24 protein-coding genes and 1 tRNA gene are annotated in these 25,191 nt (G+C 73.7%); 20 read left to right on the forward strand and 5 right to left on the reverse strand.

The window, feature by feature from the left end; genetic code table 11:
- Positions 1–31: 31 nt before the first annotated feature.
- Positions 32–607, forward strand: a complete 576-nt coding sequence (locus HOP40_RS14345) for a TetR/AcrR family transcriptional regulator (protein ID WP_172158719.1) — start codon at positions 32–34, stop codon at positions 605–607.
- 7 nt (positions 608–614) lie between these two features.
- Here the strand turns inward: HOP40_RS14345 and HOP40_RS14350 are convergent, their stop codons facing one another.
- The 4 genes from HOP40_RS14350 to HOP40_RS14365 all read right to left on the reverse strand — a co-directional run bounded on the left by HOP40_RS14350 (position 615) and on the right by HOP40_RS14365 (position 2,732).
- A complete protein-coding gene (locus tag HOP40_RS14350; protein ID WP_172158720.1) occupies positions 615–1,052 on the reverse strand; it encodes a hypothetical protein in 438 nt (145 codons plus the stop codon).
- Positions 1,053–1,129: 77 nt separating this feature from the next.
- A tRNA-Arg gene (locus HOP40_RS14355) sits at positions 1,130–1,204 on the reverse strand.
- A gap of 32 nt (positions 1,205–1,236) precedes the next feature.
- Positions 1,237–1,938 (reverse strand): DUF305 domain-containing protein, encoded by a 702-nt coding sequence (locus tag HOP40_RS14360; protein WP_240157671.1) that lies wholly within the window; start codon positions 1,936–1,938, stop codon positions 1,237–1,239.
- Positions 1,935–2,732, reverse strand: coding sequence for a DUF3105 domain-containing protein (locus tag HOP40_RS14365; RefSeq protein WP_338053064.1), 798 nt, complete (start codon positions 2,730–2,732; stop codon positions 1,935–1,937). Before HOP40_RS14365 ends, HOP40_RS14360 begins: the two co-directional genes overlap by 4 nt.
- A 146-nt stretch (positions 2,733–2,878) precedes the next feature.
- Here HOP40_RS14365 and argS point away from each other — a divergent pair, with 146 nt between their 5' ends.
- From argS to HOP40_RS14415, 10 genes are all read left to right on the forward strand, one after another.
- Complete coding sequence (gene argS / locus HOP40_RS14370; protein ID WP_172158721.1) at positions 2,879–4,522, forward strand: arginine--tRNA ligase; 1,644 nt, start codon at positions 2,879–2,881, stop codon at positions 4,520–4,522.
- A 34-nt stretch (positions 4,523–4,556) separates the two neighbouring features.
- Positions 4,557–5,999, forward strand: coding sequence for a diaminopimelate decarboxylase (lysA, locus tag HOP40_RS14375; RefSeq protein ID WP_172158722.1), 1,443 nt, complete (start codon positions 4,557–4,559; stop codon positions 5,997–5,999).
- A gap of 76 nt (positions 6,000–6,075) precedes the next feature.
- A complete protein-coding gene (locus HOP40_RS14380; RefSeq protein WP_172158723.1) occupies positions 6,076–7,419 on the forward strand; it encodes a homoserine dehydrogenase in 1,344 nt (447 codons plus the stop codon).
- An 83-nt stretch (positions 7,420–7,502) separates the two neighbouring features.
- On the forward strand, positions 7,503–8,519 hold the full coding sequence (thrC, locus tag HOP40_RS14385; RefSeq protein ID WP_240157786.1) for a threonine synthase: 1,017 nt from the start codon (positions 7,503–7,505) through the stop codon (positions 8,517–8,519).
- 43 nt (positions 8,520–8,562) lie between these two features.
- On the forward strand, positions 8,563–9,465 hold the full coding sequence (gene thrB / locus HOP40_RS14390; RefSeq protein WP_172158726.1) for a homoserine kinase: 903 nt from the start codon (positions 8,563–8,565) through the stop codon (positions 9,463–9,465).
- 343 nt (positions 9,466–9,808) lie between these two features.
- Positions 9,809–12,106 (forward strand): transcription termination factor Rho, encoded by a 2,298-nt coding sequence (rho, locus tag HOP40_RS14395; RefSeq protein WP_420821804.1) that lies wholly within the window; start codon positions 9,809–9,811, stop codon positions 12,104–12,106.
- A 124-nt stretch (positions 12,107–12,230) separates the two neighbouring features.
- Positions 12,231–12,446, forward strand: coding sequence for a 50S ribosomal protein L31 (gene rpmE, locus HOP40_RS14400; RefSeq protein ID WP_172158731.1), 216 nt, complete (start codon positions 12,231–12,233; stop codon positions 12,444–12,446).
- Positions 12,447–12,525: 79 nt separating this feature from the next.
- Positions 12,526–13,590 (forward strand): peptide chain release factor 1, encoded by a 1,065-nt coding sequence (prfA, locus tag HOP40_RS14405; protein WP_172158734.1) that lies wholly within the window; start codon positions 12,526–12,528, stop codon positions 13,588–13,590.
- An 82-nt stretch (positions 13,591–13,672) separates the two neighbouring features.
- Positions 13,673–14,536 carry a peptide chain release factor N(5)-glutamine methyltransferase gene (gene prmC, locus HOP40_RS14410; RefSeq protein ID WP_172158736.1) on the forward strand — a complete coding sequence of 288 codons (864 nt, stop codon included), beginning with the start codon at positions 13,673–13,675 and terminating at the stop codon, positions 14,534–14,536.
- A 30-nt stretch (positions 14,537–14,566) separates the two neighbouring features.
- Positions 14,567–15,214 carry an L-threonylcarbamoyladenylate synthase gene (locus HOP40_RS14415; protein WP_172158739.1) on the forward strand — a complete coding sequence of 216 codons (648 nt, stop codon included), beginning with the start codon at positions 14,567–14,569 and terminating at the stop codon, positions 15,212–15,214.
- 743 nt (positions 15,215–15,957) lie between these two features.
- Here the strand turns inward: HOP40_RS14415 and HOP40_RS14420 are convergent.
- Positions 15,958–16,683 carry a TetR/AcrR family transcriptional regulator gene (locus tag HOP40_RS14420; protein WP_205347196.1) on the reverse strand — a complete coding sequence of 242 codons (726 nt, stop codon included), beginning with the start codon at positions 16,681–16,683 and terminating at the stop codon, positions 15,958–15,960.
- 106 nt (positions 16,684–16,789) lie between these two features.
- Between HOP40_RS14420 and HOP40_RS14425 the strand changes: the two genes are divergently transcribed.
- The 9 genes from HOP40_RS14425 (at position 16,790) to atpA (ending at position 25,181) form a co-directional block, all read left to right on the forward strand.
- Positions 16,790–17,740: an NAD-dependent epimerase/dehydratase family protein gene (locus HOP40_RS14425; RefSeq protein WP_172158744.1), complete on the forward strand. Its 951-nt coding sequence runs from the start codon at positions 16,790–16,792 to the stop codon at positions 17,738–17,740.
- A 21-nt stretch (positions 17,741–17,761) separates the two neighbouring features.
- Positions 17,762–19,042, forward strand: a complete 1,281-nt coding sequence (locus tag HOP40_RS14430) for a serine hydroxymethyltransferase (RefSeq protein WP_172158747.1) — start codon at positions 17,762–17,764, stop codon at positions 19,040–19,042.
- A gap of 89 nt (positions 19,043–19,131) precedes the next feature.
- Positions 19,132–20,208: an MraY family glycosyltransferase gene (locus HOP40_RS14435; RefSeq protein ID WP_172168346.1), complete on the forward strand. Its 1,077-nt coding sequence runs from the start codon at positions 19,132–19,134 to the stop codon at positions 20,206–20,208.
- Positions 20,205–20,750, forward strand: a complete 546-nt coding sequence (locus tag HOP40_RS14440; protein ID WP_172158749.1) for a Cg1360 family ATP-synthase-associated protein — start codon at positions 20,205–20,207, stop codon at positions 20,748–20,750. The genes HOP40_RS14435 and HOP40_RS14440 overlap by 4 nt, the downstream gene beginning before the upstream one ends.
- A 187-nt stretch (positions 20,751–20,937) precedes the next feature.
- Positions 20,938–21,711, forward strand: a complete 774-nt coding sequence (atpB, locus tag HOP40_RS14445) for a F0F1 ATP synthase subunit A (RefSeq protein ID WP_172158752.1) — start codon at positions 20,938–20,940, stop codon at positions 21,709–21,711.
- Positions 21,712–21,776: 65 nt separating this feature from the next.
- Positions 21,777–22,052, forward strand: a complete 276-nt coding sequence (locus HOP40_RS14450; protein ID WP_172158754.1) for an ATP synthase subunit c family protein — start codon at positions 21,777–21,779, stop codon at positions 22,050–22,052.
- A 61-nt stretch (positions 22,053–22,113) separates the two neighbouring features.
- The gene (locus tag HOP40_RS14455) at positions 22,114–22,656 is read left to right on the forward strand and encodes a F0F1 ATP synthase subunit B (protein WP_172168348.1); all 543 of its coding nucleotides are present in this window, start codon (positions 22,114–22,116) and stop codon (positions 22,654–22,656) included.
- The gene (locus tag HOP40_RS14460) at positions 22,656–23,486 is read left to right on the forward strand and encodes a F0F1 ATP synthase subunit delta (RefSeq protein ID WP_172158757.1); all 831 of its coding nucleotides are present in this window, start codon (positions 22,656–22,658) and stop codon (positions 23,484–23,486) included. Before HOP40_RS14455 ends, HOP40_RS14460 begins: the two co-directional genes overlap by 1 nt.
- Before the next feature lie 36 nt (positions 23,487–23,522).
- Positions 23,523–25,181, forward strand: coding sequence for a F0F1 ATP synthase subunit alpha (atpA, locus tag HOP40_RS14465; protein ID WP_172158760.1), 1,659 nt, complete (start codon positions 23,523–23,525; stop codon positions 25,179–25,181).
- Positions 25,182–25,191: the final 10 nt, after the last annotated feature.

Here is a 25,191-nt window from a genome sequence, read left to right on the forward strand (position 1 = left end):
TTTCGCCATAGTGGTCGTTACAGTACGGGTCATGGGCGGACTCGGCGCGCGGGAGCGGCTCCTCGACGCGGCCGAGGAGCTGTTCGCCGAGCGCGGCATCGCCGCGACGGGCGTCGACGCGGTCCTCAAGCGCGCCCACGTCGCGCCGGCGACCCTCTACGCGCACTTCGGCGGCAAGGACGACCTCGTCGCCGCCGCCCTGCAGCGGCGGCACGAGCGGTGGCGCGCGATCTGGGACGAGGTGCTGCGGCGCTGCGGCGACGACGCCGTCGAGCGCGCTCTGTCGGTCTTCGACGCCCTCGACGAGCTGCACCGCCGGGAGGAGGCGGCGCGCGGCTGCGCGTTCCTGGCCGCCGCGGTCGAGGTCGTGGACCCGCGGCACCCCGCGCAGGAGTGGCTCGCCGCCGACACCCACCTGCTCGACGAGCGCCTGCGCGAGCTGGCCGCGGGCACGGGCGCGGCCGACCCGGACGCCCTCGCGACCGAGCTCCTCCTGCTCTACGACGGCGCCCTGGCCGCGAGAGCGCGGAGGGCGATCACGGGACCTCGCAAGAAGCCTGAGGTGCGAGCCCTGGCAGAGGCAGCGGTCACCCGCCACCTCCCCTGAGAACCGCTCAGGGGTGAGTGCCCTCCTCCAGTGCCGCCTTCAGCGTCGCTCTCGTCCGCTCGTCGTGGATCAGGTACGCCCAGCCGTCGGTCGTCTCGAGGACCGTCGGGGTGCGTGACGACCGCAGCCTCGACGGCCGCACCGCCGTCACGGCGTCGACGCGGGTGTGCAGCGGCCCGCGCATCCGCCGCACGACGAGGGTGCCGTCGGCGTGCAGGACCACGTCGTGCGCGGTGTGCGCGACCTGCCGGCCGACGACCGCGCCGACCGCGAGCAGGACCAGCCCCGGCAGCGCCGCCGCCGGAGCCCCGCCGGCCAGGGCCAGCGCGACGAGCACCGCGCCGCCGGCGAGCAGGACCAGGCCGATGAGCGCGGACACCCGCAGCCACGTGCGCCAGGCCCCGCGCAACGGCCACCGCGCGACGCCCTCGACCCGCTCCGCCATGTCCGGTCTCCGTCCGCCGACACCCGCGCACCGGCGAGTGTGGACGAGCGGACCGCACGGGGGAAGAGGAGAGGTGGTGGTGCCCCCGGCAGGATTCGAACCTGCGCTTTCGCCTCCGGAGGGCGACGCTCTATCCCCTGAGCTACGGGGGCTCGGGTGCGTCAAGCCTAGCGCACCCGGACCGTCACAGCGGCAGGGGCGTCCCGCCGCGGGCGAGCAGCAGCTGGCGCAGGTACTCGGCCTCCGAGGTCTGCGAGCCGAGCATCTGGGCGGCCAGGCTGCGGACCTGCGGGACCGACGCGCTCTCCGCGGCGTAGCGCAGCATCTCGGCACCGCCCTCGTGGTGGCGCAGCATCAGCTGCAGGAACAGGACGTCGAGCTCGGGGCCGGTGGCGGCGCGCAGGGCGTCGAGGTCGGCGGCGGTCGCCATCCCCGGCATCGTGGCGACGGGGCCGTCCGCGGTGCCCGTGCCCGTGCCCGCGTGGCCGTGCTCGCCGGTCATCCACGCCATGTAGCCGCCGATGGGCAGGGCCGGGGCGTCCCACAGCGCGAGCCAGCCCTGCATCTGGCCGACCTGGTTGTTCTGCGTCTTCTCGATGTCGGTGGCGAGCTGGGCGAGCACCGGGTCGGTGGTGTGGTCGCGCTCCCAGCTCGCCATGTCGACGCCCTGCAGGTGGTGCACCGACATGTCCTGGGAGAACCCGACGTCGACGGTGCCGGGCTCGGCCGTCGTCGACGAGCCCGGGACGCCCAGCAGCAGCCCGCCCGCGGCGCCGAGCAGGAGCAGCCCCACCACCGCGACGACCGCGACGAACGGGCGCACCCACCGGGCCTCGCCGTCGGCGGGGGACGGCGAGGTCGGCGGACGCTCCACCGAGACGGTCACGATCCCGCGTCGGGCGTGACCGGGTCGGCGCCCGCGGTGGTCTCGGCCTGCGTGCCGGGGGTGCCGGGCGCGGGGGCGGGGACGAAGGGCGGCGGGGAGGTGCGGACGAAGCCACCGGAGACCCCGACCTCGGCGCAGCTCGCGCCGGGCTCGGGGTGGGTGTTGCGGTTCACGCGCAGCGCGGCCACGAACTGGTCGATCCGGACGTCGTCGACGTCGGTCAGCTTGAGCTGGTGGCCCCAGGACTGCAGCGAGAACGGGGTGTCGAGGCCCGGGAACGGCGACATGACCATGTACTGCTGGCCCTCGACCTTCGCGCGCAGCGTGTCGAGCGCCGCGCCGCTGACCTGGTCGGGGTTGTAGGCGATCCACACCGCGCCGTGCTCCAGGGAGTGCACGAGGTTCTCGCTGCGCACGGCCTGGTCGTAGACGACGCCGTTGCAGGCGGCCCAGACCGCGTCGTGCGCGCCGCCGAAGGGCGGGCTCTGGGTGTAGGCGACCTGCGTGACGGGGTCGACGTGCTGCCCGCCGGTGTACTCGATCGCCTGGACGCCCTCGATCTGCGTCGACGGGTCGGGGTTCTCCGCGCTGGGGGTGAACGGCGCGAGCGCGGACAGCCGCTCGGCGTTCTCCTCCCCGCGCAGGAACGCGTAGCCGAAGACGGCGCCGGCGAACAGCACGACGACGACCACCGCCGAGATGAGGCCCCACGGTGTCGACCGCCGGGTCACGACCGCCGCGCGCGCGTTGCGCACCGCCTTGCTGTTCTTGCCGCTGACCATGAACCGTCCCACCGTCGCGTCCGGGTGCCGTCACCCGGACGGCCCTTGCGGCCCCCGAGTCTAGGAGCGGTGCCTGAGAAACCCATGAGCAGCACCTCCTCGGGGGATGGAGGGGCCGACGGAGGAGGCCCCGGGGCGGGTGGACCTAGACTCTTGGAGTGACTCCCGCCCAGCTCGCCGACCTGGTCCGCGCCACTGCGACCGAGGTCCTCACGACGCGCGGCCTGGACGTCGCGGCGCTGCCCGACGACGTCGGTGTCGAGCGCCCCCGCAACCCCGACCACGGCGACTACGCCACCAACGTCGCCATGCGCACGGCGAAGAAGGCGGGGGTCGCGCCGCGCGACCTGGCCGGCTGGCTCGTCGAGGCCCTCACCGGCCGCGACGGCATCGCCTCCGCCGAGATCGCCGGCCCCGGCTTCATCAACCTGCGCCTCGCGGCCGACGCCCAGGGCGCGGTCGTCGGCGAGGTGCTGGCGGCGGGGGAGGCCTACGGCACCGGCGACGAGTACGCCGACCGCGTCGTCAACCTCGAGTTCGTCTCGGCGAACCCGACGGGCCCGCTGCACCTGGGCCACACCCGCTGGGCCGCCGTCGGCGACGCCCTGGGCCGGGTGCTGGCCGCGCGCGGCGCGAAGGTCACCCGCGAGTACTACTTCAACGACGCGGGCGGCCAGATCGACCGCTTCGTCTCCTCCCTGGTGGCCGCGGCCGAGGGACGCCCGACGCCCGAGGGCGGCTACGGCGGCGCCTACATCGGCGAGATCGCGGCGCAGGTGCTGGCCGCCGAGCCCGGGGCGCTCACCGACCCGGACCGCGACGAGGTGTTCCGCAAGATCGGCGTCGACCTCATGTTCGACGAGATCAAGCGCGCCCTGCACGCGTTCGGCACCGACTTCGACGTGTGGTTCCACGAGAGGACGCTGCACGACAACGGGGCCGTCGACACCGCGGTGCAGCGGCTCAAGGACTCGGGCAACCTCTACTTCTCCGACGGCGCCTGGTGGCTGCGCAGCACCGACGAGGGCGACGACAAGGACCGGCCCGTCATCAAGAGCGACGGCAAGCCCGCCTACATCGCCGGCGACCTCGCCTACTACCTCGACAAGCGCGCCCGCGGCTTCGACCTGTGCATCTACATGCTCGGCGCCGACCACCACGGCTACATCGCCCGGCTCCGCGCGGCCGCGGCGGCGTTCGGCGACGACCCGAACACGGTCGAGGTGCTCATCGGGCAGATGGTGCGACTGTTCAAGGACGGCCAGATGCTGAAGATGAGCAAGCGCGCCGGCACGGCGGTGAGCATGGACGACCTGGTCGGGTTCGTCGGCGTCGACGCCGCCCGCTACTCGCTGATCCGCAGCTCGATCGACTCGGTGCTCGACCTCGACCTCGACATCCTGAGCCGCCGGACCAACGACAACCCCGTCTTCTACGTCCAGTACGCCCACGCGCGGCTCTCGTCGCTGGCGCGCAACGCCGCCGACGTCGGGCTGGAGCCCGGCACGGCGTTCGGCCTGCTGGAGCACCCGCGCGAGGGCGAGCTGATCCGCACGATCGGCGAGTTCCCGGCCGTCGTCGCCACGGCGGCGGAGCTGCGCGAGCCGCACCGCGTCGCCCGCTACCTGGAGACGCTCGCCGCCACCTACCACCGCTTCTACGACTCCTGCCGCGTCCTGCCGATGGGCGACGAGGAGATCTCCGACCTGCACCGCGCCCGCCTCGCGCTGTGCGTCGCCGCGCGGCAGGTGCTGGCCAACGGGCTGGGCCTGCTGGGCGTCAGCGCGCCGGAGCGGATGTGAGCGCCGACGTGCTCTTCTCCGCGGAGGCGCAGTCATGAGGGCGCATCCGGCCGGGCCGCTGCACGCCGGCATCACGGCACCGCCCGAGACCGCAGGCCCGCGTCCCGTCGACGCCGCCGGGTTCGACGAGCTGGCCCCCTCGGTCTGGCCGCGCCACGCCGCGCGCGGGGAGACCGGCGCGCTGGAGGTGGCGGGCGTCGACGTCCGCGACCTCGCCGAGCGCTACGGCACCCCGCTGTTCGTCGTCGACGAGGACGACTTCCGCTCGCGCGCCGCGGAGTTCGCCGCCGCGTTCGGCGCCGCGTCGGTGCACTACGCGGCGAAGGCGTTCCTGTCGGTCGAGGTGGCGCGCTGGGTCGCGCAGGAGGGCCTCTCGCTCGACGTCGCGAGCGGCGGCGAGCTGGCCGTCGCCCTGCGCGCGGGCTTCCCGGCCGAGCGGATCGCGGTGCACGGCAACAACAAGTCCACCGAGGAGCTCACGGCCGCCGTCGAGGCGGGCGTGGGCCGGGTCGTGCTCGACTCCTTCCACGAGATCGCCCGCCTCGACGCGATCGCCACCGCGCACGGTGTCGTCACGCCGGTGATGATCCGGCTGACGGTCGGGGTCGAGGCGCACACGCACGAGTTCATCGCCACCGCGCACGAGGACCAGAAGTTCGGCTTCTCGATCGCGGGGGGTGAGGCGAGCGCGGCGGCCGAGGCGGCGCGGCGGGTGCTGCGCTCCCCGGGGCTGTCGCTGGTCGGGCTGCACAGCCACATCGGCAGCCAGATCTTCGACACCGAGGGCTTCGAGGTCGCCGCGCACCGCGTCGTGCGGTTCCTGGCGGCGCTGCACAAGGAGCACGGCGGCGACGCGCTGACCGCGCTCACCACGCTCGACCTCGGCGGCGGCTTCGGCATCGCCTACCGGGCGGACGAGACCCCGCTCGACGTCGCCGAGCTGGCCGAGGAGCTGCGCGGCATCGTCAAGAAGGAGTGCCACGCCGAGGAGCTCGACGTGCCGGAGATCGCCGTCGAGCCCGGGCGCGCGATCGCCGGCCCGGGCACCGTCACGCTCTACGAGGTCGGCACGCTCAAGGACGTCCCGCTGGGTACGTCGTCGGGCCGCCGCTACGTCAGCGTCGACGGCGGCATGAGCGACAACATCCGCACCGCCCTCTACGACGCGGTCTACGACTGCAGGCTGGTGTCGCGGTCCTCGGAGCGCGACGGCACCGGCGAGGCCGTGCTCTCGCGCGTGGTCGGCAAGCACTGCGAGAGCGGCGACATCGTCGTGCGCGACTGCTGGCTGCCCGCCGACCTCGCCCCGGGCGACCTGCTCGGCGTCGCGGCCACGGGGGCGTACTGCTACTCGATGGCCAGCTCCTACAACCGCCTGCCGCGGCCCGCGGTGGTCGCGGTGCGCAACGGGGAGGCGCGGGTGCTGCTGCGCCGCGAGACCGTCGAGGACCAGTTCCGGCTGGAGGTCGGCCCGTGAGTCGTGTCACGCGCGCGGGCGGCGGCGCGGGTCCGCACCGGAGCATGACCCCCACTGTCGTCAGCGAGGAGCGAGCGTGAACGGGAACGCGGTGCGGGTCGCACTGCTGGGCTGCGGCACCGTCGGGGGCGAGATCGTGCGGCTGCTGCGCGAGCAGGCGGGGGAGCTGGCCGCGCGGGCCGGGGCCCCGGTCGAGCTCGTCGGCGTGGCCGTGCGGCGCCCGCACAAGCACCCCGAGCTCGGCGACCTGCTCACCACCGACGCCACGGCGCTGGCCACGCGCGAGGACGTCGACGTGGTCGTCGAGGTGATCGGCGGCATCGAGCCCGCGCGCACCCTGCTGCTGGAGGCGCTCAAGGCCGGCAAGTCGGTGGTCACGGCCAACAAGGCGCTGCTCGCCGAGGAGGGCGCGGCGCTGGCCGAGGCCGCCGACGCGTCGGGCGTCGACCTGTTCTACGAGGCCTCGGTCGCCGGCGCGATCCCGCTGCTGCGGCCGCTGCGCGAGAGCCTGGCCGGCGACCGCATCACCCGCGTCGCCGGCATCGTCAACGGCACCACCAACTTCATCCTCTCCGCGATGACGGAGTCGGGCGCCGGCTACGCCGACGCGCTGGAGGAGGCCACCCGGCTCGGCTACGCCGAGGCCGACCCGAGCGCCGACGTCGATGGCTACGACGCCGCGTCCAAGGCCGCCATCCTCGCGACGCTGGCCTTCCACACCCGCGTCACGGCCGCCGACGTGCACTGCGAGGGCATCCGGCACGTCACCGCGTCGGACATCGCGGCCGCGCGCGGCATCGGCTGCGTGATCAAGCTGCTGGCGATCTGCGAGCGCACGCCCGCCACGCCCGACACCCCGGAGTCGGTGTCGGCCCGCGTCTACCCGGCGATGATCCCCGCCACGCACCCGCTGGCCGCCGTCGACGGCGCGTTCAACGCCGTGTTCGTCGAGGCCGAGGCCGCGGGGCAGCTCATGTTCTACGGCCAGGGCGCGGGCGGCGCGCCCACCGCGAGCGCCGTGCTCGGCGACCTCGTCGCCGTCGCGCGCAACCGCGTGCACGGCGGGCGCGGTGCGCGCGAGTCGGCCTACGCCCGCCTGCCCGTGCTGCCGATCGGCGCGGTCGCCACCCGCTACCACGTGAGCCTCGAGGTGGCCGACCGCGCGGGCGTGCTGGCGGCCATCGCGGGGGAGTTCTCCGCGCAGGGCGTCAGCATCGCCGCGGTGCGCCAGACCGGCGGTGTCGCCGACTCCGCCGGAGCCGACACGGTCAGCGCCGCGCGGCTCGTCGTCGTCACGCACGCGGCCCCGGAGGCGGCGCTCGCCGCCACGGTCCGGGTGCTGGCCGGGCTCGACGCCGTGCACGCCGTCGACAGCGTGCTGCGCGTCGAGGACCTCGGACGAAAGGGCGTTGCCCCGTGACCTCCCCCTCCGCGACCACCCCGCTCGCCCCGGTGGGGCGGTCGACCCGCTGGCCGGGCGTCATCGAGGCGTTCCGCGACCGGATGCCGGTCGAGCCGGGCTGGACCGTCGTCACGCTCGGGGAGGGCGGCACGCCGCTGCTCCCGGCGCCGCACCTGTCGCAGCTGACCGGCTGCGAGGTGTTCCTCAAGGTCGACGGCGCCAACCCCACGGGCTCGTTCAAGGACCGCGGGATGACGATGGCGGTCACCGACGCGCTCGCCCAGGGCAAACAGGGCGTGATCTGCGCGTCCACCGGCAACACCTCCGCGTCGGCCGCCGCGTACGCCGCCCGCGCGGGCATGACCTGCGCCGTCCTCGTGCCGCAGGGCAAGATCGCGCTCGGCAAGCTCGCGCAGGCCGTGGCGCACGGGGCGCGGATCGTGCAGGTCCAGGGCAACTTCGACGACTGCCTGGAGCTCGCGCGCAAGACCGCGGCCGAGTACCCGGTGGCCGCGCTGGTCAACTCCGTGAACCCGACCCGGATCGCCGGGCAGGCGAGCGCGGCGTACGAGATCTGCGACGAGCTCGGCCGCGCGCCCGACGTCCACTGCCTGCCGGTCGGCAACGCGGGCAACATCACCGCCTACTGGGCCGGCTACCGCGCCTACGCCGCCGACGGGCTGATCGACTCCCCGCCGCGGATGTTCGGCTACCAGGCCGCGGGCGCCGCGCCCCTCGTGCACGGCGCGCCCGTGAAGAACCCGGAGACGATCGCCACGGCCATCCGGATCGGGTCGCCCGCGTCCTGGGCGCAGGCGCAGACCGCCCGCGAGGAGTCCGACGGGCGCTTCGCCGCCGTCACCGACGAGGAGATCCTCGACGCCTACCTGCTGCTGTCCTCCCGCGAGGCGGTGTTCGTCGAGCCCGCGTCGGCGGCGAGCGTCGCGGGGCTGCTGCAGTCCGGCGCCGACGGAACGCTGCCGCGCGGCTCCCTGGTGGTGTGCACCGTCACGGGGCACGGTCTCAAGGACCCCGACACGGCGCTGCTCACGGCGCCCGCGCCGACGGTCATCCCCATCGACCCGAGCGCCGTCGCCGACGCGCTGGAGCTGCGTTGATGCGCCCTGCCCCGGTGTCCCGTCCGCTGACGGACCTCGTCTGATGGGCAGGCCCCGTCAGGTCCGCGTCCGCGTGCCGGCGTCGTCGGCCAACCTCGGCCCCGGGTTCGACTCCCTCGGCCTCGCCCTGGGCCTCTACGACGAGGTCGAGGCGTGCGCGGCCGACGACGGCGTCGCCGTCGAGGTGGTCGGCGAGGGCGCGGGCCAGGTGCCCTGCGACGACCGGCACCTCGTCGTCCGCGCCATGCGCACCGCCTGGAACATCACCGGCGACGCGCCCGCGGGCTTGCGGCTGCGCTGCGTCAACGCCATCCCGCACTCGCGCGGGCTCGGCAGCTCCGCCGCGGCCGCGGTGGCCGGGGCCGTCGCCGCCGTCGTGCTCGCGGGCCGCGACGTCGAGCTCGAGCGCGACACGCTGCTGCAGGTCACGGCCGGTATGGAGGGGCACGCCGACAACGCGGCGGCCAGCCTGCTCGGCGGGTTCGTCATCGCCTGGGAGACCGTCGGGAATACCGCGGGGCGCTTCCACGCTGTACGGCTCGACGCGCACCCGGGCATCCACCCCGTGGCGCTCGTCGCGGGGACGGAGTCGTCGACCTCGACGACCCGCGGCCTGCTGCCCGACCGGGTCCCCCTGGTCGACGCCGCCTTCACCGGCAGTCGCACCGCCCTGTCGGTGCTGGCGTTCACGCAGCGCCCCGAGCTGCTGCTTCCCGCCACCGAGGACCGCCTGCACCAGGGCTACCGGCGTCCGGCGTACCCGGACTCGGCCGACCTGGTCGACGCGCTGCGCGCCCACGGCGTCCCGGCCGCCATCTCCGGTGCCGGGCCCACCGTGCTCGCCCTCACCACCGACGGCACCCTGCCCGCGGGCCTGGACCTGCACGGCTTCTCCACGCTGCCGCTGCCCGTCGACACGGTCGGTGCGCAGGTGGAGATCGACTGAGGGTCCGCCACGCCGGGGGTGGTGGTTGCCGTGACCAGCGGGGGAGTCTAGTCTCGGCCACGCAACGGCGATCCACGCGTCTTCCGCGTGGCCACTCGGGCCATCTGCGCAACCCCGGCACCCAGGTCCACACCGGACCAGTGCTGGAGCCAGACCCGCGCCCGGCCCCGAGCGGCCGCCCCCGCGAACAGTCGCAGCGATCGTCGCCCCTGCCTGTCGGGGCGGCCGTGAGGTCCGATGGCCCTCGATCCGTAGACCGACATGTCGTCCGGCACACCGTCCGGGCGAGTGTGTGACATCCGCTGACCAGGGCATGAGACCCGGTCGGTCAGGAAGGACATCTGTGAGCGAGACCGATCTCGTCAGCACCGCGCCCGCCCGCAAGCGGGGCGGCCTCACCGGCATGGTGCTGGCGGAGCTCCGCCAGCTGGCCGAGGAGCTGAACATCACCGGCACCACCGGGATGCGCAAGGGCGACCTCATCGCCGCCATCAAGGAGCGCCAGGGCGCGGCCCCGGCCCCCCAGCTGTCCCTCCCGGACAGCGCGGCCCCGGCCGCCACCCCGGCCACCCCGGCGCCCGCCGCCGAGGTCCCGGCCGCCGAGCCCGTGGTCGCCGAGGCCGCGCCCGCCGCGCCGGCGCCCACCACGCGCCGCCGCCGCACGGCGTCGCGCCCGGCCGGAGCGCCCGACGCGACGTCGGCGCCCGCCGCCGCGGCCCCGGTCGAGACCCCGGCCCCCGCGGCCGTCCCGGCCGCCGCCGAGCCGGCCCCGGTCGCCGAGCCGGCCCCGGTCGTGCCCGCCCCCGTCGCGGAGGCGCCGGTCGTCGAGGCCCCTGTGGTCGAGGCGCCGGTCGTCGAGGCTCCCGCCGTCGACCGGGCCCCGGCCACCAACGGGTCCGCCCCCGCGGCCGACACCGACGCCCCGTCCGAGGGCGGTGGCCGGCGCAGCCGCAGCCGCCGCGGCCGCGGCGCCGACCAGCAGGCCGAGCCCGTGGCCGCCGACGCCGGCGAGTCCGGCGAGGTGGTGCGCGGCGGACGCAACCGCAACCGGCGCGACCAGAACGCCGGCCAGAACGCCGCGCAGAACACCGCGCAGAACGACGCCGTCCAGGCGCCCGCCGCCGCCGTCCAGGACGCCGCTCCCGCCACCACGCAGAACGGCAGCGCCGCGGCCCAGAACGGCGTGCAGAGCGGGCAGGGCGACACCCGCGGCGACCGTGACCGGAACGACCGGGACCGTGCCGACCGCGACCGGGACCGCGACCGCGCCGACCGGGACCGCGCCGACCGCGACCGCGCCGACCGCGACCGCGGCGGCAACGACAACCGCGGCCCGCGCGACAACCGTCCGGACGACGACGGCGACGAGGACGGCGACGGCCGCGGCCGCCGCGGTCGCCGCTTCCGCGACCGCCGGCGGGGCCGCGACCGCGACCGCACCGGGGGTGGCGCGGGCGGTGGCGGCGGCCAGGGCAACGTCGACACCGAGGTGCGCGACGACGACGTGCTGCTGCCCGTCGCCGGCATCGTCGACATCCTGGACAACTACGCCTTCGTCCGGACCACGGGCTACCTCTCCGGCCCCACCGACTGCTACGTCTCGCTCTCGCTCGTGCGCAAGCACGGCCTGCGCCGCGGCGACGCGATCACCGGTGCGGTCCGCGAGAGCCGCGAGGGCGAGCAGTCGCGCCAGAAGTTCAACCCGCTCGTCCGCGTCGACACCATCAACGGGCAGGACCCGGAGGCGTCGCGCCACCGAGCGGAGTTCACCAAGCTCACGCCGCTCTACCCGAACGACCGGCTGCGCCTCGAGACCGAGTCGCACATCATGACCACGCGGATCATCGACCTGGTCATGCCGATCGGGAAGGGCCAGCGCGCGCTCATCGTCAGCCCGCCCAAGGCCGGCAAGACGATGGTGCTCCAGGCGATCGCCAACGCGATCACCACGAACAACCCGGAGTGCCACCTCATGGTCGTCCTCGTGGACGAGCGGCCGGAGGAGGTCACCGACATGACCCGGTCGGTGAAGGGCGAGGTCATCGCCTCCACCTTCGACCGCCCGGCCACCGACCACACCACGGTCGCCGAGCTCGCCATCGAGCGCGCGAAGCGCCTGGTGGAGATGGGCCACGACGTCGTCGTGCTGCTCGACTCGATCACCCGCCTGGGCCGCGCCTACAACCTGGCCGCACCCGCGTCGGGCCGGATCCTGTCCGGTGGTGTCGACTCCACGGCGCTCTACCCGCCCAAGCGCTTCCTCGGCGCCGCGCGCAACATCGAGAACGGTGGCTCGCTCACCATCCTCGCCACCGCGCTCGTCGAGACCGGGTCCACGATGGACACGGTGATCTTCGAGGAGTTCAAGGGCACCGGCAACGCCGAGCTCAAGCTCGACCGCCGCATCGCCGACAAGCGCGTCTTCCCCGCCGTCGACGTCGGCGACTCGGGCACCCGCAAGGAGGAGCTGCTGCTCTCGCCCGACGAGCTGGCCGTCATGGTCAAGCTGCGCCGCGTGCTCTCGGCGCTGGACGACCAGCAGGCCATCGACCTGCTGCTCACCCAGCTCAAGAAGACCCGCACCAACATCGAGTTCCTCATGCAGGTCGCCAAGGGCCTGCCGGTCGGGAACGACGACTGACCCGCTGGGAATCAGGGGCCGGGGTGGATGGTTGAATGCTCTGTCTGGTTCAAGGACAGAGTCACGCTCCGGCCCCGGTTCACCTCGTCAGCGAGGACCCGGCGCCACTTCGAGAGGAACCACCGTGCGATCTGGCATCCACCCCGAGTACGTCACCACCCAGGTGACCTGCAGCTGCGGCAACTCGTTCACCACGCGCAGCACCAAGACTAGCGGCTCGATCGTCGCCGAGACCTGCTCCGCCTGCCACCCGTTCTACACGGGCAAGCAGCGGATCCTGGACTCCGGTGGCCGCGTGGCGCGCTTCGAGGCGCGCTACGGCAAGCGGGCCGGCAAGTAGCTCCGCCGACGGCGCCCACCCGATCCGGGTGGGCGCCGTTCGCATGTCACGAGGGACCGAGCCAGAGAGGGAGGCGACGATGCCGGCACCGGCCGTCGACGCGCTGCTCGCCGAGCACGCCGAGCTGGAGCTGCGCCTCGCCGACCCGTCGATCCACGCCGACGCCGCGCTGGCCCGCAAGCTGGGCCGCCGCTACGCCGAGCTGGGCCCGGTGGTCGCCGCCGCGCGCGCTCTCGACGCCGCCCGCGACGACCTCGCCGCCGCCCGCGAGCTGGCGGCCGACGAGCCGTCCTTCGCCGCCGAGGCCGACGAGATCGCGGCCCACCTCCCCGCGCTGGAGACGCGCCTGGCCGAGCTGCTCGTGCCGCGCGACCCGCACGACGGCGACGACGTCGTCATGGAGGTCAAGTCCGGGGAGGGCGGCGAGGAGTCGGCGCTGTTCGCGGGCGACCTCGTCCGCATGTACACCCGGTACGCGGAGAAGCGCGGCTGGAAGACCGAGGTGCTCGACGCCACCGTCTCCGACCTCGGCGGCTACAAGGACATCACGCTGATCCTGCGCTCCCGGACCCCCGAGCCCGACGGCGTGTGGAGCGCGCTGAAGTTCGAGGGCGGCGTGCACCGCGTGCAGCGGGTGCCGGTCACCGAGTCGCAGGGCCGCATCCACACCTCCGCGGCCGGCGTGCTCGTGTACCCCGACACCGGCGAGGACGCCGACGTCGAGATCGACGAGAAGGACCTGCGCGTCGACGTCTTCCGCTCCTCGGGGCACGGCGGCCAGAGCGTCAACACCACCGACTCGGCCGTGCGCATCACGCACCAGCCCAGCGGCATCGTCGTGAGCTGCCAGAACGAGCGCAGCCAGCTGCAGAACCGCGCCCGCGCGATGGAGGTGCTCCGCTCGCGGCTGCAGGCGCAGCACGAGGCGGAGCTCGCCGCGGAGGCGTCGGCGGAGCGGCGGTCGCAGGTGCGCACGGTCGACCGCTCGGAGCGCATCCGCACCTACAACTTCCCGGAGAACCGCATCTCCGACCACCGCGTCGGCTACAAGGCGCACAACCTGAGCACGGTGCTCGACGGCGAGCTCGACGACCTGCTCACCGCGCTCACGGCGGCCGACCGCGCGGATCAGCTCAGCTCGTGATCTCGCCGGCGCACTGCAGGAAAGCCACGTTCACGCCATCTGGTTGCGTGAACGTGGCTTTCCTGCAACGGAGGGCGGCCCGGTGAGCCGTCAGCCGCTGCGACTGGCCATCGCCGAGGCCGAGCGCCTGCTGGCCGCCGCGGGGGTGTCCTCGCCCCGGGTCGACGCGGAGCTCCTCGCCGCGCACGTCGTCGGCGTCGAGCGCGGGCGGCTGATGCTGCACCCGCTCGTCGACCCGCCGGTGGTGGAGGCGCTGCGGCAGCTCGTCGTCCGCCGGGCCGCCCGCGAGCCGCTGCAGCACCTGCTGGGCACCGCGGTGCTGGGCCCGGTCGAGGTGGCCGTCGGGCCGGGCGTGTTCACCCCGCGCCCGGAGACCGAGCTGCTGCTGGAGTGGGGGCTCCGGGCGATCGCCGGCGTCGCGTCGCCGCTGGTCGTCGACCTGTGCACCGGCACCGGCGCGCTCGCGCTGGCCGTGGCCGCGAGCCGGCCGGACGCGCAGGTGCACGCCGTCGAGGCCGACCCCGGTGCGCTGGTGTGGGCGCGGCACAACATCGCCGCGCACGGCGGCACGGTCACGCTGCACGCCGGTGACGTCCGGTGGAGCGACCTGCTGCTCGACCTGGAGTCCCACGTCGACCTCGTGCTGTGCAACCCGCCCTACGTCCCCGACGACACGGAGCTGCCGCCCGAGGTCACCGAGTGGGACCCGCCCGGCGCGGTGTTCGGCGGGCCGGACGGCCTGGAGATCATCCGCGCGGTGATCGCCACCTCGGCGGGTCTGCTGCGCTACGGCGGCCACCTCGCGATCGAGCACGACGACACCCACGGCGAGGCCGTGCCCGCGCTGCTGCGCCGCCGCCGGGTGCTCACCGACGTCACCGAGCACACCGACCTCACCGGCCGCCCCCGCTTCGCCACCGCCCGCCGGGTCGACGCCCCCGCCTGAGGCCGCGGGCGCCCCTCGTAGGCTCGCGCCGTGCCTCCCACCTACGACTGCGCCGACGCGGACGCCCGCCGCGACGGCCTCGCCGCCGCCGCCCGAGCCGTCCGCGCCGGGCGCCTGGTCGTGCTCCCCACCGACACCGTCTACGGCCTGGGCTGCGACGCGTTCTCCGCCACGGCCGTGCGCTCCCTGCTCAAGGCCAAGAACCGCGGCCCGGACATGCCCGTGCCGGTGCTCGTGGGCTCCTGGTCCACGATCGACGGCCTCGTGCTCGGCGTCCCGCGCACCGCCCGGCAGCTGATCGAGGCGTTCTGGCCGGGTGGCCTGTCCCTGGTCCTGCCGCACGCCCCCTCGCTGGCCTGGGACCTCGGCTCCACCAAGGGCACGGTGATGCTGCGGATGCCGCTGCACCCGGTGGCCCTGGAGCTGCTGCGCGACGTCGGCCCGATGGCCGTGTCCAGCGCCAACATCTCCGGCTCGCCCGCCCCCGCCACCATGGGCGGGGCGCTGGAGCAGCTGGGTGAGAAGGTCGCGGTCTACCTCGACGGCGGCGACTCCGGCGACCCCGTCGCGAGCACCATCGTCGACCTCACCGGCGACGAGCCCCTGGTCCTCCGGCAGGGTGCGGTGACGATCGACGAGGTGCGTGAGGTGCTGGGGCGGACGGTCCTCACGGCCTGACCTCCCGGATCGTCGGGGGTGTGAGTCGCGGTGACGGCGCCGGTGTCACATTCCTGAAGCGGTCGGGCTGGTGATCGCCGGGAGTGTGCGCTCAGGGTCGCTGGGACGGCTGCAGTGTCACGTTCTCGGTGATCACAGGGCTGTGCCCCGGGGCCCCCGCCGGTGATCGCCGGGAGTGTGACGTGAGCGCCGCGGGGACGACCATGGTGTCGCGGTTCCGGTGATCACCGGCATCCGGTCGGCGGCCGTTCGGCAGCGTCGGCGCGGGACCGGTGATCGTCGGGAGTGCGCCGCGTTGGTCGCTGGGAGGGCGCTCGTGTCACATTCCTGCCGCGGTCGGGCTGGTGATCGCGGGGAGTGTGCGCTCAGGGTCGCGGGGACGACCGTGGTGTCGCGGTTCCGGTGATCACCGGCATCCGGTCGGCGGCCGTTCGGCAGCGTCGGCGCGGGACCGGTGATCGTCGGGAGTGCGCCGTGGTGGTCGTCGTGAGGGCGCTGGTGTCGCAGTCCTGCCGCGGCCGGCCGGTGATCGCCGGGAGTGTGCGCTCAGGGTCGCTGCGACGGCCGTGTTGTCACGGTTCCGGTGATCACCTAGATCTGGCCGGCGGCCGTCCTGCGGCCGCGGCACTGGATCGGTGATCGTCGGGAGTGTGACCTGGTTGGTGGTCGCCGGGGGTGGGCTCTGCTGTCGCAGTCATGATCGTCGGGGGTGCGACGTCAGGGTCGCGCGCACGACCGTGGCGTCACGTTCCAGCGTGATGGACGGGATGGCCGGGATGGGCGGGAAGGCCGAGCAGGTCGGCCAGGTGGTCGGCGCCGTCCCGGAAGAACCGCTCGTGGTCGGCCACCACGTTGTGCGTGTGGCCGAACAGCTCGAAGCTGATCATGCCGAACACGCTGGTCCAGGCCAGGATCGAGCGGGCGGCGAGTGAGGAGCCGGGGTCGTCGGCCGACAGGCCGACCCGCTCCGCGACGCCGGGGGCAAGCACCGCGTCGCCGCCGCCCTGCGGCACCGGGACGGTCCCGGCGGCCAGGCCATCGGCGACGAGCCGGCACAGCACCTCGCCCACCCGGGACGCCGGGCCGATCGTGGTCTGCGGGGCGGCGTAGCCGGGCACGGGGGAGCCGTAGACCAGCGCGTACTCGTGCGGGTGCGCGAGCGCCCACTCCCGCGCCGACCGGCAGACGGCGTGCCAGCGGCCGCGCAGGCCGGAGTCCGCAGCGGCCGCGTCGGCCTGCTCCGCGGCGGCGCCCAGGGCGTCGTAGGCCTCGACGATCAGGGCGGTCAGCAGGTCGTCGCGGCTGGGGAAGTACCGGTAGACCGCCGACGACGCCATGCCCAGCTCGCGCGCGACGGCCCGCAGCGACAGCGCGCCCGCGCCGCCGGTGGCGAGGTGGCGGCGCGCCGCCTCGGTGATCTCGCGGGTGAGCTCGGCGCGGACGCGGGCGCGGGTTCCGGAGGCGGTCACCGGGGGAGTGTCGCACAGGAACGAGAGCAGTGCTCTTGACGCGGAGCACCGAAGCGTGAACAGTGTGCGGAACAGAGAGCACTGCTCGCACAACGAGGAGAACCCTATGGCACAGCACGTGATCGTCGGAGCCGGAACGATCGGCAACGGCCTCGCCCGGCTCCTGGCCGGGCAGGGCCACGACGTCCGCATCGTCTCCCGCAGCGGATCGGGCCCGGTGGGCGAGCGCATCGAGCGGGTCGCGGCCGACGCCTCCGACGGCGCCATCCTGAGCGACCTGACGGCCGGCGCCGCCGCGCTCTACAACTGCGCCAACCCGCCCTACCACCGCTGGGCCACCGACTGGCCGCCGCTCGCGGCCGCCCTGCTGCTGGCGGCCGAGCGCTCCGGTGCCGTCCTCACGACGATGTCGAGCCTCTACGGCTACGGCCCCGTCGACGGCCCGATGACCGAGGACACCCCGCTGGGCTCGGCGCCCGGCACGAAGGGCGCGATCCGCAACCGGATGTGGTCCGACGCGCTCGCCCTGCACGAGGCCGGGCGGATCCGGATGACCGAGGCGCGGGCGTCGGACTTCTACGGCCCGGGTCTGCGCACCACCGGCCACCTCGCCGAGTACGCCGTGCCCCGCCTCCTCGCCGGCAAGCGGCCGCGCCTGGTGCAGGGCGACCCGGACGCCCTGCACTCGTGGACCTACGTCGGCGACGTCGTGGAGACCCTCGCGGTGCTGGCCTCCGACGAGCGGGCGTGGGGCCGGGCGTGGCACGTCCCGACCGGCCCCGCGCTGTCGGTGAACGGGATGCTGTCGCGGATGGCGCGCACGGCGGGTGTGCCCGAGCGGCCGGTCCAGGTGATCCCGGTGCTCGCCGTGCGCCTGGGCGGGCTCGCGGTGCCGTTCCTGCGGGAGCTGGCCGAGGTCCGCTACCAGTTCGCGGAGCCGTTCGTCCTCGACTCCTCGGCGGCACAGCGGACCTTCGGGCTGGAGCCCACCCCGCTCGAGGAGGGCCTCGCTGCGACGGTCGACTGGTGGCGGGAGCAGGCGCGGGCGGCGGCCTGAGCGGCGGGTACCGTAGTCGCCGTGACGACACCGTTCTGGGGCCCGGACTTCGACGCACTGCAGCAGCAGGACCCCGAGATCGCGGGAGTGGTGCTCGCCGAGCTGGACCGCCTGCGCGGCGGCCTCCAGCTCATCGCGAGCGAGAACCTCACCAGCCCCGCGGTGCTCGCGGCCCTGGGATCCACGCTGTCGAACAAGTACGCCGAGGGCTACCCCGGCAAGCGGTACTACGGCGGCTGCGAGGTCGTCGACCAGGCCGAGGAGATCGGCAACGCGCGCACGCGCGAGCTGTTCGGCGCCGAGCACGCCAACCTGCAGCCGCACTCGGGCGCGTCGGCCAACTTCGCGGTCTACGGCGCCTTCACCCAGCCCGGCGACACGGTGCTCGCGATGGACCTCAAGCAGGGCGGCCACCTGACCCACGGGTCCAAGGTGAGCTTCTCGGGCAAGTGGTTCAACAACATCAGCTACTCGGTCCGCCAGGACACCGAGCTGATCGACTACGACGAGGTCCGCGACCTCGCCCGGCAGCACCGGCCCAAGATGGTCATCGCCGGGGCCACGGCGTACCCGCGCCTGATCGACTTCGCGGCGTTCCGCGAGATCTGCGACGAGGTCGGCGCGATCCTGTGGGTCGACGCGGCGCACTTCATCGGCCTGGTCGCGGGCCGGGCGATCCCGTCGCCGGTGCCCTACGCCGACGTCGTCTCGGCCACCACGCACAAGGTCCTGCGCGGCCCGCGCGGCGGCATGCTCCTGTCGAAGGCCGAGCACGCCAAGGCGCTCGACAAGGCCGTGTTCCCGTTCTCCCAGGGCGGGCCGCTGATGCACGCCGTCGCCGCCAAGGCCGTGGCGATGAAGGAGGCGGCGCAGCCCGCGTACCGGTCGTACGCGCACCAGGTCGTCGCCAACGCGCAGGCGCTGTCCAAGAGCCTCGAGGCCGAGGGGATGCGGGCCACCTCCGGCGGCACCGACACGCACCTCGCGCTCATCGACCTGCGCCCGATCGGCGTCACCGGCGCCGACGCCGAGACCCGCTGCGACGCCGCGCGCATCACGCTCAACAAGAACGCGATCCCGTACGACCCGGCGCCGCCGCTCAAGCCCTCGGGCGTGCGCGTCGGCTCGCCCAGCCTCACCACGCAGGGCATGACCGAGGCCGACATGGCCGAGGTCGGGTCGCTGCTCGCGCGGGCGATCAAGGCGGAGCACGGCACGCAGGCGGGCGACGCCGAGCTCGCCTCGGTCGCCGAGGGCGTGGGTGCGCTCGTGGCCCGCGCGCCCGCCTACCCGCGCCCCTGAGCCCCTCCGCCGCCGTGCTCGCCCACGCCGTGCTCGCCCAGGCGCTGCCGGCGCAGATCCTCCCGATCAAGGAGTACCTGCTCTCCGGCATGACGGCCGCGGTCGTCACGTTCCTGCTGGTCGGGCCGGTGCGGGTGCTCGCGCTGCAGGTCGGCGCGGTGGCCTGGCCCCGCGGCCGCGACGTGCACGTCACGCCGACGGCCCGCTGGGGCGGGCTCGCGATGCTGGCCGGGGTGCTGGCGGGGGTCGCCATGGCCTACCAGCTCCCGGCGATGCGCCTGGCGTTCGCGTACTCCGAGGAGATGGTCGGGGTCGTGCTGGCCTCGCTGATCCTCGTGCTGGTCGGCGCGCTCGACGACCGCTACGAGCTCGACGCGCTCACCAAGCTGGCCGGCCAGACCACCGCGGCCGGGGTGATGACGCTGTTCGGCGTGCAGTGGACCGTGCTGCCGGACGTGTTCCTCGGCGGCCAGGTCGGGCTCGGGCGCGAGCAGGGCGTGCTGCTGACGGTGCTGCTCACCGTCGCGCTGGTGAACGCCATGAACTTCGTCGACGGCCTCGACGGGCTCGCCGCCGGGATCGGGCTGATCGCCGCCGGGGCCACCGCGCTGTTCACGATGGGCCTGGTGCTGCGCAACGGCAACGACCCCTTCGTCTTCACGCCGGCGCTCATCGCGTTCGTGCTGGCCGGCGCGTGCCTGGGCTTCCTGCCGCACAACTTCAACCCCGCGCGCATCTTCATGGGCGACTCCGGCTCCATGCTGATCGGCCTGCTGCTCGCCGCGGCCACCACGATGGCGTCCGGCCGGCTCACCGACGTCACCACCGGCGGCGACCTGCTGGCGCTGTTCGCCCCGCTGATCGTGCTCGCCGCGGTCGTGTTCATCCCGGTCCTGGACCTGCTGATGGCCGTCGTCCGGCGCACCCGGGCCGGACGCAGCCCGTTCGCGCCGGACAAGATGCACCTGCACCACCGGCTGCTGGAGATCGGGCACAGCCAGCGCCGCGCGGTGCTCCTGATCTACCTCTGGGCGGGCGTGCTCGCGTTCGGCGCCGTGGCGCTGGCGCTGATCGACGACCCGTTCGTCGTCCTGTGGACGGTGGGGGTCGGCCTCGTCGTGGCCGTGCTCGCCTCGTCCGTACCGAGAGCGAGGACCACCCGGTGATCCGCACCCTCCCCGAGGGCCAGGAGCAGACGCTGCTCGCGCTGGCCTCGTCCATGCGCCGCGGGGTGCTCGTGGCCACCGCCGTCGCGGGCGTCCCGACGGTCGTCGTCGCGGGCGTGCTGGTCGGGCTGCGGGGCGCGGTCAGCGCGTTCGCGGGCATCGCGCTCGCGCTGCTGGCCGCGCTGTTCACGCTCTGGCTCATGCACCGCACGGCCGGCAAGGAGCCGAAGGCTGTGATGATGGCCTCACTGGGCGGCTTCGTGCAGAAGATGATCTTCCTGTTGATCGCGCTCTTCGGACTCGCGTCCGTACCCGATGTGCACCGGATGTCGCTCGCCGTGGCGACGATCGTGGGCCTGCTCGCCACCACCGCGGCCGAGGGGTGGGCCGGGTACCGGCTGCGCACGCTGCTCGTCGTGCCGGACACCACGCCCGCGACCAGCGGTTCGCCGACCGGTATGTCCGGGTCGGCCGCGGACGCGGCCGGCGGGCCCGGCGGTGGCGCCTCCCCGGCGCCCGGGCGGCCCGAGACCTCCCCGTGATCCACTCGCGGGCGCGTCGCCGCTGGTGACGTGCGAGGTAGGGCCGTCGGAGCAGCGCCGACCGGCTGATAATGTGCGCAACGTGAGCGAAACGCGGTGCTGATACCGCGGGATCGCGGCACAACGCAGGTCATGGCGATCTCCCGAACAGCCTCCGTCGAGGCCGGGAGCACCGGAAGGATCCCCATTGGGCGAGTTCGTACTGGCGGCCGAGGAGTTCACGCCCCCGGGCGTCGGCACCTTCATCTACCCCCCCATCTTCGGGGAGATCACGAAGCCGATCTTCCAGGTCGTCCTCGCCGCGGTGATCGTGATGGCGTACTTCACCTTCGTCACGCGCAAGCTGACGCTCGTGCCGAGCCGGTCGCAGTTCGCGGCCGAGACGATCTACGGCCTCGCGCGCAACACCATGGCCCGTGACCAGATCGGCGGGGCGGAGTTCAAGCCGTTCATCCCGCTGGTGCTGGGCCTGTTCAGCTTCGTGCTGGTGAACAACCTGTTCGGGATCATCCCGTTCATCCAGTTCCCCTCGATGTCGCGCATCGGCTTCCCGATCGCGCTCGCGCTGTTCGTGTACGTCACGTACCACTACGCGGGCTTCCGGAAGCACGGCTTCGTCGGCTACATCAAGCACGCGGCGCTGCCGCCGGGCGTCCCGATCTTCGTGGCGCCGCTGATCGTGGTCATCGAGCTGTTCACGAAGTTCATCTTCCAGCCGCTGTCGCTGGCCCTCCGAGTCTTCGCCGCCATGTTCGCGGGGCACCTGATCCTGGTGCTGGCCGTCGTCGGTGGCGAGTTCCTGCTGTTCTCCGGGAGCGCGCTGGTCGTGGCCGCACCGTTCGCGTTCGTCGCGGCCATCGCCTTCACCTTCCTCGAGGTGCTGGTCATGTCCATCCAGGCGTACGTGTTCGCGCTGCTCGCCGCGGTCTACATCGGCGCGGCGGTCTCCTCGGAACACTGACCCACCCGGCCCCCACGGGCCGGCAGGCTCCCCCCACGAACGATCCGCTCCCCGGGGCGGACCCAATGGAAGGAACACCGAACGTGAGCACCGACATCGTCCTCGCCCAGGCCGCCGAGGCCGTGAACATCAACCCGGGCCTCGCGGCCATCGGGTACGGCACCAGCGCCATCGGCGCGGCCATCGGCGTGGGCATGATCTGGGCCGCCGTCATCAGCGGCACCGCCCGCCAGCCCGAGGCCCGCGGCACCCTGATGGGCATCGCGTGGACCACCTTCGTCCTCGTCGAGCTGCTCGCCCTGATCGGCCTGGTCGTCTTCTTCATCGCGTCGGCCGGCTGATCCCGCTCACCGCGGCCGCACCTGCCGAGCCGCTCCGTAGAAAGGAAACACGGTGGACACTGTGATCCTCGCCGCCGAGGAGCCGCTCCCGGTCCTTCCGCTGCCCGGTGAGCTGATCGTCGGCATCGTCGCCTTCGCCATCCTGCTCTTCGTGCTCAACAAGTACGCCGTGCCGCGCTTCGAGGCGATGTACGCGGAGCGCACCGACGCCATCGAGGGCGGCATCAAGCGCGCCCAGGACGCCCAGGAGCAGGCCGAGCGGCTCAAGGCCGAGTACGAGGAGCAGATCGCCGGGCTCCGCGCCGAGGCCGCCCGCATCCGCGACGACGCCCGTGCCGAGGGGGCGCAGATCAAGGCCGAGCTGCGCGCCCAGGCCGAGGAGGAGGCCGCGCGGATCAAGCAGCGCGGCGAGGAGCAGATCGTCGCGTCCCGCGAGCAGGCCGTGCGCCAGCTCCGGGGCGAGATCGGCGGCCTGTCCGTCCAGCTCGCCTCCCGGCTGATCGGCGCCGAGCTGGCCGACACCGAGGCCCGCCGCGGCACGGTCGACTCCTTCCTCGCCGAGCTCGACGGCATGGCGCCCCGGCAGACCACCGGAGCGAGCTGATGGCCGTGGTCCTCCAGGCCGCGAGCCGGGAGTCCCTGCGCGCGGCGGGCGAGCGGCTCGACGCGATCGTCGACTCCGCCTCCGCCCGCGACCTCTCGACGCTCGGCGACGAGCTGTTCGCGATCACGCGGCTGGTCGTGGCGCAGACGGCGCTGCGCCGGGCGCTGGGCGACCCCGCCGTCCCCGAGGAGGCCCGCACCGGCCTGCTGCGCAACGTCGTGGGCACGCAGGTGGGGGAGACGACCCTCGGGGTCGTCGACGGCCTGGTCGGCTCGCGCTGGTCCAAGGCGTCCGACCTGGTCGAGGCGCTGGAGACCATCGCGCGGCGGGCCACGCTCGCCGTCGCGGAGAAGGACGGCAGCCTCGACGACGTCGAGGACCAGCTGTTCCGCTTCGGCCGCATCCTCGACCGCGAGCCCGAGCTCAAGACGCTGCTCTCCGACACGGGGCAGCCGGAGGAGAAGCGCGCCGCGCTGCTCGACACCGTGCTGGGGGACCGGGTCTCCCCGGTCACCGCCGCACTGCTGCGCCAGACCGTCCGCATCCCGCGGGGCCGCCACCTCGACCTCGCGGCCGAGGAGCTGGCCGAGCTGGCCGCCGCCCGGCGCGACCGGTACGTCGCCCGGGTCACCACCGCCGTCGCGCTCACCGACGAGCAGGAGCGCCGGCTCGCCGACTCGCTCACGCGCCTCTACGGGCGTCCGATGTCGCTGCAGGTCGAGCTGGACGAATCCCTGCTCGGCGGACTGGTCGTCGCGGTCGGCGGAGAGGTCATCGACGGCAGCGTCGCGGGCCGGCTCGCCGCCGCCGGCCGCCACCTCCCGAGCTGACACCCCTTCTTACAGAGATAAGGACAGACGACAGCCATGACAGAGCTGACGATCTCCCCGGAGGAGATCCGGAGCGCGATCTCCAGCTACGTCTCGTCGCTGGAGACCGGTACGTCCCGCGACGAGGTGGGCCACGTATCCGACACCGGTGACGGCATCGCCCACGTCGAGGGCCTGCCCTCGGCGATGACCAACGAGCTCCTCGAGTTCGAAGGCGGCGTGCTGGGTGTCGCACTGAACCTCGACCAGCGCGAGATCGGCGCGGTCATCCTCGGCGACTACGCCGGGATCGAGGAGGGCCAGCCGGTCAAGCGCACCGGCAACATCCTCTCGGTGCCGGTCGGCGACAACTTCCTGGGCCGGGTCGTCGACCCCCTGGGCAACCCGATCGACGGGCTCGGCGACATCGAGGCGGAGACCCAGCGCGTGCTGGAGCTCCAGGCCGCGGGCGTCATGGACCGCCAGGGCGTCAGCGAGCCGCTGCAGACCGGCATCAAGGCGATCGACGCCATGACGCCGATCGGCCGCGGCCAGCGCCAGCTGATCATCGGTGACCGCAAGACCGGCAAGACCGCGGTCTGCGTCGACACGATCATCAACCAGAAGCAGAACTGGGCGAGCGGCGACCCGAAGCAGCAGGTGCGCTGCATCTACGTCGCCATCGGCCAGAAGGGCTCCACGATCGCCGGCATCCGGCAGTCGCTGGAGGAGGCGGGCGCGCTGGAGTACACGACCATCGTCGCGTCCCCCGCCAACGACCCGGCCGGCTTCAAGTGGCTCGCGCCCTACACCGGCTCGGCCATCGGCCAGCACTGGATGTACGAGGGCAAGCACGTCCTCATCATCTTCGACGACCTGTCCAAGCAGGCCGAGGCCTACCGCGCCATCTCGCTGCTGCTGCGCCGCCCGCCGGGCCGCGAGGCCTACCCCGGCGACGTCTTCTACCTGCACTCCCGCCTGCTGGAGCGCTGCGCCAAGCTGTCCGACGAGAAGGGCGCCGGCTCGATGACCGGCCTCCCGATCATCGAGACCAAGGCGGGTGACGTCTCGGCCTACATCCCGACCAACGTCATCTCGATCACCGACGGCCAGGTGTTCCTCGAGTCCGACCTGTTCAACCAGGGCGTCCGGCCGGCGATCAACGTCGGCATCTCGGTCTCCCGGGTCGGCGGCGACGCGCAGATCAAGGCCATGAAGACGGTCTCGGGCTCGCTGCGCCTGGACCTGTCGCAGTACCGCGAGCTGGAGGCGTTCGCCGCCTTCGGTTCCGACCTCGACGCCGCGTCGGCCGCGACCCTGGGCCGCGGCAGCCGCCTGGTGGAGCTGCTCAAGCAGGGGCAGTACGCGCCCCAGCCCGTCGAGGAGCAGGTCGTCTCGATCCTGCTCGGCACCCGCGGCCACCTCGACTCGGTCCCCGTGCCCGACATCCAGCGCTTCGAGTCGGAGTTCCTCGACCACCTGCGGCGCAACGAGGAGGGCATCCTCGCCGAGATCCGCGACGAGAAGAAGATGTCCGACGAGCTCGCCGACCGCATCGCCACCGCGGTGAAGTCCTTCAAGGAGAACTTCACGGCCACCGACGGCTCGTCCGTGGTGCCGAAGGAGAAGGACGCCGAGGCCCTGGACGAGGACGACGTCGACCGCGAGTCCGTCAAGGTCAACAAGCCGGCCCCGTCCGGCAGCAGCGCGAAGTAGGCGGGCGGAC

The organism is Pseudonocardia broussonetiae (assembly GCF_013155125.1).
In the GTDB taxonomy this organism is placed as follows: Bacteria; Actinomycetota; Actinomycetes; order Mycobacteriales; family Pseudonocardiaceae; genus Pseudonocardia; species Pseudonocardia broussonetiae.